The 8,519-nt window shown below is 58.5% G+C and carries 3 protein-coding genes, 1 other RNA gene and 1 pseudogene; 2 read left to right on the top strand and 3 right to left on the bottom strand.

What is annotated here, in order from left to right:
* The first annotated feature begins 260 nt into the window (after window positions 1-260).
* Window positions 261-443, top strand: a non-coding RNA gene (ssrS, locus tag FJ398_23105) — 6S RNA.
* Window positions 444-731: 288 nt separating this feature from the next.
* Here the strand turns inward: ssrS and pnp are convergent.
* A complete protein-coding gene (pnp, locus tag FJ398_23100) occupies window positions 732-2,864 on the bottom strand; it encodes a polyribonucleotide nucleotidyltransferase (protein MBM3840791.1) in 2,133 nt (710 codons plus the stop codon).
* A gap of 217 nt (window positions 2,865-3,081) precedes the next feature.
* Window positions 3,082-3,339, bottom strand: coding sequence for a 30S ribosomal protein S15 (gene rpsO, locus FJ398_23095; protein MBM3840790.1), 258 nt, complete (start codon window positions 3,337-3,339; stop codon window positions 3,082-3,084).
* A 479-nt stretch (window positions 3,340-3,818) separates the two neighbouring features.
* On the opposite strand from rpsO, the gene FJ398_23090 reads away from it, so the two are divergent.
* Complete coding sequence (locus FJ398_23090; GenBank protein MBM3840789.1) at window positions 3,819-7,607, top strand: hypothetical protein; 3,789 nt, start codon at window positions 3,819-3,821, stop codon at window positions 7,605-7,607.
* A gap of 167 nt (window positions 7,608-7,774) precedes the next feature.
* Here FJ398_23090 and FJ398_23085 read toward each other — a convergent pair.
* Window positions 7,775-8,376, bottom strand: a pseudogene (locus FJ398_23085) (Uma2 family endonuclease).
* Window positions 8,377-8,519 lie beyond the last annotated feature (143 nt).

Raw genomic sequence — 8,519 nt, 5'->3', positions numbered from 1 at the left:
AATGCAACACGGGGGATTTTCAGAGCCGCTTCAATTCAGCTCGCGGCGGTCGCGAACGACTCCACGCGCTCATTCACGCCAAACACCCCAACGTGCTGGACTTATGAAACTGAAAAGACGCGTCCCGCTTTGGCGATTGAAACCCGCGTTTTTGCTTGAGCGAGCGGTGGAAAAGTGATTGATTATTTCGTGTTCGACGCCTGAGAAGTGGGCCGGCCAGCGGGCGTCAAAGGCTCTTTGGAAGATGTTTCGCAGGCGAATTTACCCTGCCCGTGCTCGTGCTCAGAAACTGAGTCCTTGAACCGTAGTTGACGAAAAAAGGAACCCAAGCTGAGGCGGCGGCCGACAGGCCTTTACTGGAAGTCGAAAGCCGCAAAGCCCGTTCCACCTGTTTCTAAATAGTTCAAAGGAACTGTTTGCACACGGCATCAGGCGGGGTTTTTTTTCTCCGCCGGTTTTCCTTGAAGAAGCGCCGTTAGGTTGACCTCCATGGTTTCCGACCCATGCATACGGCCCTTGAGCCCGTCAATCGCAGGCCGGCGCTGTTGCGCCGCATCGCCTGACGACCGGTTGCGCGGCAACGCAACCCTGCCCGGTTCAGGGGAACCTTCCACGGCCAAGTAGCCGTGCGCACGGACCTTAAAAGTGCTCGGACCGCAGCCTTTAGGGTCTGTGCACTCTTCGCAGGCGGGCGATTAAGCCGCCTAAAGGCCACGGTCCGAAGAAAGGGCTTAGCCTTTCTTCGCCATTTCTTTGTCGCGCTCTTCCATCGCGGCGCGGCGCGAGAGGCGGACCCGGCCCTTTTCGTCGATGCCGATGCACTTCACGGTGATTTCGTCCCCCATCTTGACGATGTCTTCCACTTGCTTGACGCGGAAATTGGCCAGCTCGCTGATGTGGCAGAGTCCGTCCTGGCCAGGGAAGACCTCGATGAAGCAGCCGAATTCTTTGATGCTGACGACTCGCCCGCGATAAGTCTTCCCGACTTCGATTTCTGAAGTCATCTTCTCGACCTCGCGGCGGGCGATCTTCATCCCGTCTTCGTTGGTCGAATAGATCATGACCGTGCCGTCGTCCTCGATGTTGATCTCGCAACCGGATTCATCGACGATCTTCTTGATGTTCTTTCCGCCGGGGCCGATGAGCGCCCCAATCTTCTCCGGATTGATCTTGATGGTCAGGATTCGCGGCGCGTACTTGCTGAGTTCCTTGCGAGCCTCGGAGAGCACTTTCGCCATCTCCGCCAGCACATGCAGCCGAGCTGCGCGCGCTCGTTCCACGGCCTCCATCATGTGCTTGTGGGGAAGCCCGGGAAGTTTTAGATCGAGCTGAAACCCGGTAATGCCTTTGTCCGTGCCGGCGAGCTTGCAATCCATGTCACAGAAGGCGTCTTCCCAGCCGATGATATCGGTCAACAATTGATAGCGGCCGATCTGTTTGTCCTGGGTGTATTCGGTGCAGATGCCAACGCTGATGCCGGCGACGGGTTTCTTCAGCGGCACGCCGGCATCCATCAACGCCAGACTGCCGCCGCAGACGGACGCCATCGAGGTGGAGCCGTTGGATTCCATGATTTCGCAGGTGACGCGGATGGCGTAAGGGAAATCTTTGAGAGGAATCATCGGTTCGAGAGAGCGTTCCGCCAGCGCGCCATGGCCGATTTCGCGCCGGCCGGGGCCGCTGATGCGTCCGGTTTCGCCCACGGAGAAATTGGGGAAATTGTAGTGCAGAATGAACTGCTTTTCACTGGCGCCTCCGGTGTAGGAATCGAATTCCTGCGAATCCTCCGTGGTTCCCAGCGTGGCCAGCGCGAGCGCCTGCGTTTCGCCGCGGCAGAAGAGCGCCGAACCGTGCGCGCGCGGAAGCACGCCGGCCTCACATGAGATGGGCCGGACTTCGTCGAAGCGGCGCCCGTCCATCCGCTTGCCGTTGTCCAGAATCAGTTTTTTGACGGCCTCCTTCTGGATGTAATAAAAGGCATCGTTGACGACGAATTCCGTGATCTTCTCCTCGCCGAACTTCTCCGTGAGCTTCAAGGCCACTTCGTCCGTCAACGCCTTAACTGCGGCTTCGCGTTCCAACTTTTTCGGAATGAGCAAGGCCGGGACCATTCGATCTCCTGCCAGCGCCTTGGCTTCGTTGAGGATTTCGTCGGGAACTACATTCAGGGTGATGGCGCGCTTGGATTTGCCGGCGCGCGCGACGAGTTCCTTTTGGGCGGCGATCATGGTCTGGCACATCTGGTGGCCAAACTCCAATGCCGCCAGAAAATCTGCCTCCGAGATTTCCTTGGCCGCGCCCTCGAACATCAAATGGTCCGTTGCCGTGCCGACATAGATCAGGTCGAGATCGCTTTGCTCCATCTGGGCGTGCGTAGGATTCGCGATGAAGTCTCCGTTGACCCGCCCGACCCGCAATGCGCCAATTGGCCCGTTCCAGGGAATGTCGCTGACCGACAGCGCGGCCGAAGCGCCGAGAATGCTGAGAACGTCCGGATCATTCTCGCCATCGGCGCTGAGCAGGATGCTTTGCACCTGAACTTCGTTGTACCAGCCTTTGGGGAACAATGGCCGGATGGGGCGGTCGATCACCCGGCTGGTCAGGATTTCTTTTTCCGTCGGGCGCCCCTCGCGTTTGAAGTAACCGCCGGGGAATTTCCCGGCCGCGGCGGCCTTTTCCCGGTAATCGACGGTCAGCGGAAAAAAGTCCTGGCCTTCTTTGGCGCTGGTGGCGGCGACCGCCGCGACGACGACGATGGTTTCGCCGAGTTGGACGGTGACGGCCCCGTCGGCTTGTTTGGCGAGTTTTCCGGTTTCGATGTGAATGGGGTTGGCCCCCACTTGGATGGTGATTTTTTCAGACATAACAATTTAGTAATGCCCGTTGGCCCAGAGGAACTTCAGTGAGCACCTGTCAACCAGGTACTGAATGAAATTTCCCAGTGCCAACGGGTGTGACGCGATGGTTTTGCAAGCCATGGAAACCCCGTCGCGTTAGCGGGGCTCGCCGCTCCTTGAGAAGCGGATGGACTGCGGGTTTTATGTTAAACGAAAAGCGAGAGAAGTCCTCGAAAGCCGAAGGTCACTTGCGAAGCTTCAACTTCTTAGTCACGGACTGATAACGCCGGATGTCGGTGTTATGCAAGTAATCCAGGAGGCGCCGACGCTGGCCTACCATCATCAGCAGGCCCCGGCGTGAGCTGTGGTCTTTCTGGTTCTTTTGCAGGTGCTCAGTCAAGTGGTTGATGCGTTGCGTCAACAAAGCGATCTGAACATCGGCGGAACCGGTGTCTTTTTCATGCACGCGAAAATCCTCGATTGTCTTCGACTTTCCTTCCATAGAATTCCGTCATCGACTCACTTCAGGTTTCAAATGTGGCGGCAACGTTAGATTTGAATCCCCCCTGTGTAAAGCACTTTCCTTGCGCACGGCGCGGGAGTGATGGAGTGGTGGAGTAATGGAGCGGTTCGTCAGCCACTGCTCCACCACTCCACCACTCCAATCCGCTCTGCCCCATTCCCCAAAACAAACAGGCGACCCCACTCGGGGTCGCCTTAGCGTGGAACGAGGGATTGCCTATTTGTTCTATCTGTCACTTTCCTTCTTAAGCAACGGCCATGCCTTCTTAAGAATGAGAAGGCAATCTGTGTGGTTCGTGTGTTTAATGGGATCATAAGAGTCCTTTCCAGGTTGACTCTGGAGCGATGATGAAGGTAGGCGTTTCCTTCGAGAGTGTTGCGAATGTTGGCTCGCAAAGTAGGACAGGCTTCCAGCCTGTCCCCTGCGGGCCAGGTTGAACCGAACCTGAGGCAGGCAAGATGCCTGCCCTACTTTCGGTGCAAGCTGTTGTGAGAAGAACCAAGCTAACCATTTTGCTCTGTGGCCTTTTGTGGCCACAAATGTTAGTTCGCGGGGCCGAGAGGCTTTGGTACCCCGAAGTTGGCTTTCGCTGGACCGGAGCGCAAGTGCTTGCTCAAGGTCGCGATGGCTTCCGGCTGCTTTCCTCAGCGCACACCGGGATCACTTTCTCAAACCGGCTGACCGAAGCCTCCATCGCTGCAAATCGCGTGCTGGCCAACGGTTCCGGCGTGGCGGTTGGCGATATCGACAACGATGGCTTGCCGGACCTTTATTTCTGCGGCCTGGAGAATTCCAATGTGCTCTATCGGAATTTGGGGAACTGGCAATTCAAAGATGTAACCGCTGAGGCAGGCCTCCAATCCGAAAGGAGATTCTACCGAGGAGCAGTGTTCGCCGACGTCAACGGCGACGGCTCCCTGGATTTGCTGGTTTCGACGCTCAGCGAAGGGGTCCTCTGTTTCATCAACGACGGTCGAGGCAGGTTTACCGACCGCAACGCTGAGGCGGGCACGCGGCGTCCGTCCGCCGCCACGACCCTGGCGCTGGCCGATATCGACGGCAACGGCACGCTCGACCTTTACGTGGCCAACAATCGAACGAACGACATGCGGGACGTGGGGCGAATCAGCTTTTCGGCGGTCGGCGGAAAACCAGTCATTCCGCAAAAAGACCGGAATCGATTCGTGCTCCGTGGCGGACAATTGGCAGAGTACGGAGAACCGGATCAACTCCTTCTCAATGACGGAACTGGCCGTTTCCAGCTTGCGGCCTGGAACGGCGGCGCGTTTCTCGACGAAACCGGAAAGCCACTGGCCGCGCCGCCGCTGGATTGGGGATTGAGCGCGACGTTCCGCGATGTCAACGGCGACCTCGCTCCTGACCTCTACGTCTGCAACGACTACTGGACGCCGGATCGTTTCTGGATCAATGACGGGCGCGGGAGGTTCCGAGCCATTGACAAGCTCGCTCTGCGCAAAACCAGCGCCAGTTCGATGGGGGCGGATTTTGCGGATCTCGACCGGGACGGCCACCTGGATTTCTTCGTGCTCGATATGTTGAGCCGGGATTTGCGGTTGCGAAAGCGCCAGATGTTCGCGGACAAGCCGATGGCAGCGGTGATTGGCGCGATTGATGACCGGCCTCAAGTGATGCGCAATACTCTGTTCCGAAATCGCGGGGATGGAACTTTCTCCGAAATGGCTGATTTCGCCCGTATCGCCGCATCGGATTGGTCCTGGTCACCGATTACGCTGGACGTGGACCTCGATGGTTACGAAGACTGGGTGATCTCGGCGGGTCATTTCCGTGACGTGCAGGATATGGATGCGGCGCGGGAAATTGCCGCCCGCCAGCGCTCCTGGAATCAATTCAAAGATGAAGCGGCCAGGCAGAAGGCCTTCACGCGAGAACTGGAAGCGCACTATCAGCTTTATCCCCCGCTCCGAATGCCGATCGTGGCCTTTCGGAACTTGAAAGATTGGAGATTCCAAGAAGTCACAGAGCCGTGGGGGCTGAGTCATCCCGCTGTCCGCCACGGAATGGCGACCGGTGATTTCGACGGGGATGGCGATCTCGATCTGGTTGTGAATTGCCTGAACGGCCCAGCGGAGATTTACCGGAACGAAGGATCCCAAGGCCGCGTCAAGGTGCGCCTCAAAGGGCGCGCTCCGAACACGCAGGGGATCGGCGCACAAGTCGCTTTGATCAACGGCGTCATTCCCAGACAAAGCACTGAAATCGTCAGCGGTGGCCATTACTTGTCGGGGTCGGAGGCAATGGCGGTTTTCGCGACGGGGACCACTCGCGCAGGAATGCGGATCGAAGTGGCGTGGCGCAGTGGCAGGCGAACTGTCGTGCAGAACGTCGCGGCCAATCGGGTTTATGAAATTGAGGAGCCGCAGGCGGATGCCGGCGGGGGAGCGGGGGAGCGTGAAAGCGTGGGAGCGTCAAAGACTACTAACCGTCAACAGCCAATCGCCGATCCCCCATCGCCTCTTGCCTCGCGTATCTTCAAAGACGTTAGCGACACACTCGCTCACCTCCACCACGAGCCTGACTTCAATGATTTCGAGCGCCAGCCACTGCTGCCGTTGAGGCTCAGCCAGCTCGGCCCAGGAATCGCCTGGTTCGACTTGGATGCGGATGGTCATGACGACTTGATCATCGGCACCGGCACGGGCGCCGTCCCGGCTGTGTTTCGGTCGAACGGACGTGGCGCATTTGAGCGAATTGCCGCTGCGCCTGCCACTGGCGTATCGAGTGACACCGGAGGAATCGTGGCCTGGAACGATTCGAATGGCCGCGCAGCGTTCATTGCTGGAATCACCGGTTATGAGTCGCCCTCCCGCCATGGCGCGATGCAATTTCGCCTTAGCGCGACTCAGTTGGAGCCTGTCGGGCCGATTGGATCAGAGATGACCAGCGGAGGTGCCGTGGCGTTGGGCGACTTGGACGGCAATGGCCAGCTTGCGCTCTTCGTCGCTGGAAGTGTGATCCCGGGCCGCTATCCACTCGGCGCAGCTTCGAAGATCTATCGTTACAACGCGGGCCGATGGGAGTTGGACGCGCGGAACAGTCTGTTGCTTGACAATCTCGGCATCGTCCATGGCGCCGTGTGGAGCGACCTGACTGGCGACGGATTCCCCGAACTGCTCCTGGCGTGCGAGTGGGGACCCATCCGGATCTTTCAGAGACGTGGTGGAGCGCTGTTCGACGTGACGGCGGAATTCGGTCTCTCCGAATTCACCGGCTGGTGGAAAGGGATCACAACGGGAGATTTCGACAGCGATGGACGCCTGGACATCGCGGCTTCCAACTGGGGCTTGAACAGTCCTTACCAAGCATCCAAAGAACGTCCGTTAACGTTGCTTTACGGCGAATTATCTCGGCCGGGAATCCTGGACGTCGTCGAGACCGATTATGACGGCGTAACCCGGCAACTCACGACCAGCCGTCAATTCCTCCCGGTGTCCGCATCGCTTCCGTTTCTGTTCGAGCGCTTCACCAGCCACAAGATTTACAGCGAAGCTTCGTTGGCGGAGGTTCTGGGAGAACGAATGGTCCTGGCGCGGCGGACGGAGGTGAGAACGCTGGCCTCCTGCCTTTTCCTGAATCGCGGCGAGCGCTTCGAGAAGGTGGAACTGCCGCTCGAAGCGCAGCTTGCTCCGGCGTTCGGCGTCAATGTTGCGGATTTCGATGGCGACGGGCACGAAGATGTTTTTTTGAGCCAGAATTTCTTTCCGATGCAGGCTGAGATTCCACGCTTGGATGCCGGGCGTGGATTGTGGCTTCGAGGCGATGGGAAAGGCGGCTTGGCCAGCGTGCCGGGCCAGGTATCCGGAGTTGCCGTTTATGGCGAGCAACGCGGCGCGGCTCTGTGCGATTTCAACGAAGATGGAAGGATCGATCTGGCGGTGACTCAGAACGGAGCCGCGACCAAGCTGTATCAGAACATCCAGGCGGCTCCAGGGCTTCGCATTAAACTGCGAGGTCCGTCCGGGAATCCTCACGGGATTGGCGCGGTGATTCGACTTCGGTTCGGAGACCAGTTTGGTCCGGCCCGGGAAATCCATGCGGGTTCGGGATACTGGTCGCAAGACAGCCCAACGCAAGTGATGTCCACCCCGGCCATTCCGACTGCCGTAACGATTCGCTGGCCTGGCGGTCGAACGACGACGACGACGTTACCGGCCAATGCGAGGGAAGGCGTCATCGGCCTGGACGGGAGTTTGACTTCCAGGCGCTAACTGCTCTTTGATCCGTGCTATCCGCGCAATCCGTGGTCGAGTCGGGCTCACGGGGAGGAGAAAGCGCGGTAAATCGCTGCCTGATCTTCGTTTCGTTGGCTTTTGTTAAATTTTCAGGCGCCGACTTTGAACCTGAACCCTTAAGTTAAGCTTTGAACTCCTGAAGCTCAGACGCGCTGGGGGCGGATGGAGGCTGGCGCAAACTTGACGCCGGCAAACACATCGCTCAGCGCAAGCGTCACCTCGAGAGAGAGAAGGTGGATCGTGGACTCCAAGCCAGCCGCATCGCGCAGGAGCCAGCTTCGGTCCTTTTGGCGGGAGATTGCTCGATCCGGGCTTCTTTTTGGCTGACCAACAGGTATTCCCGCAACGACGGCATCTGCCGGTAGTTCTCGAACTTTTTGCCCCGGTCGTAGGCTTCGGTGGAGTCGGATAACACTTCGCCCACCAGCCTTGGATTCACGACCGTGTCGTCCGTGCCTTCCGCAAACTGCAACGGACCACAGATCACCGAGAAGTCCGGATAAGTCAGCAGGCCGGTCGCTTCCACCTTGAGGCGCAGATCGCTGGTATAGACGACGCAGGGACGCCCCTTCAGTTTGCTGTTGAATTCGCTAATCAGATTCGCGGCAATCTGGCTGTGTGGCGGTGTGCCGCCGGACATGGCAAAAACCTCGCCGTCGAAGAATTCGCTCTTGTAGTCGGCCAGGCGCTCGCGTTCGAGATACTCGGATTCGGTCAGTCGATGGATCGGTTCGGGCACACCCATAACGGTTCTCAGTCTAAGTGGTCCGTTTCGTAAATACGCTCACGTTCGTTGCGCCCAATTTGGCCTGGGGCAAGGCGCGACGAGCGAGCATCCCCCGCCAGTGGGGCTGTGACCGAGGAGCAACGCAGCCCCAGGCAAAATTC

This window comes from Verrucomicrobiota bacterium, from assembly GCA_016871535.1.
In the GTDB taxonomy this organism is placed as follows: Bacteria; Verrucomicrobiota; Verrucomicrobiia; order Limisphaerales; family SIBE01; genus VHCZ01.
The sequence above is the reverse complement of the archived record's forward strand: the minus strand, read 5'-3'. Positions and strand labels throughout refer to the sequence as shown.

Coding starts and splice junctions, on each gene's coding strand:
- pnp (MBM3840791.1), bottom strand. CDS start 2,864: ATGTCTGAAAAAATCACCATCCAAGTGGGGGCCAACCCCATTCACATC.
- rpsO (MBM3840790.1), bottom strand. CDS start 3,339: ATGGAAGGAAAGTCGAAGACAATCGAGGATTTTCGCGTGCATGAAAAA.
- FJ398_23090 (MBM3840789.1), top strand. CDS start 3,819: ATGCCTGCCCTACTTTCGGTGCAAGCTGTTGTGAGAAGAACCAAGCTA.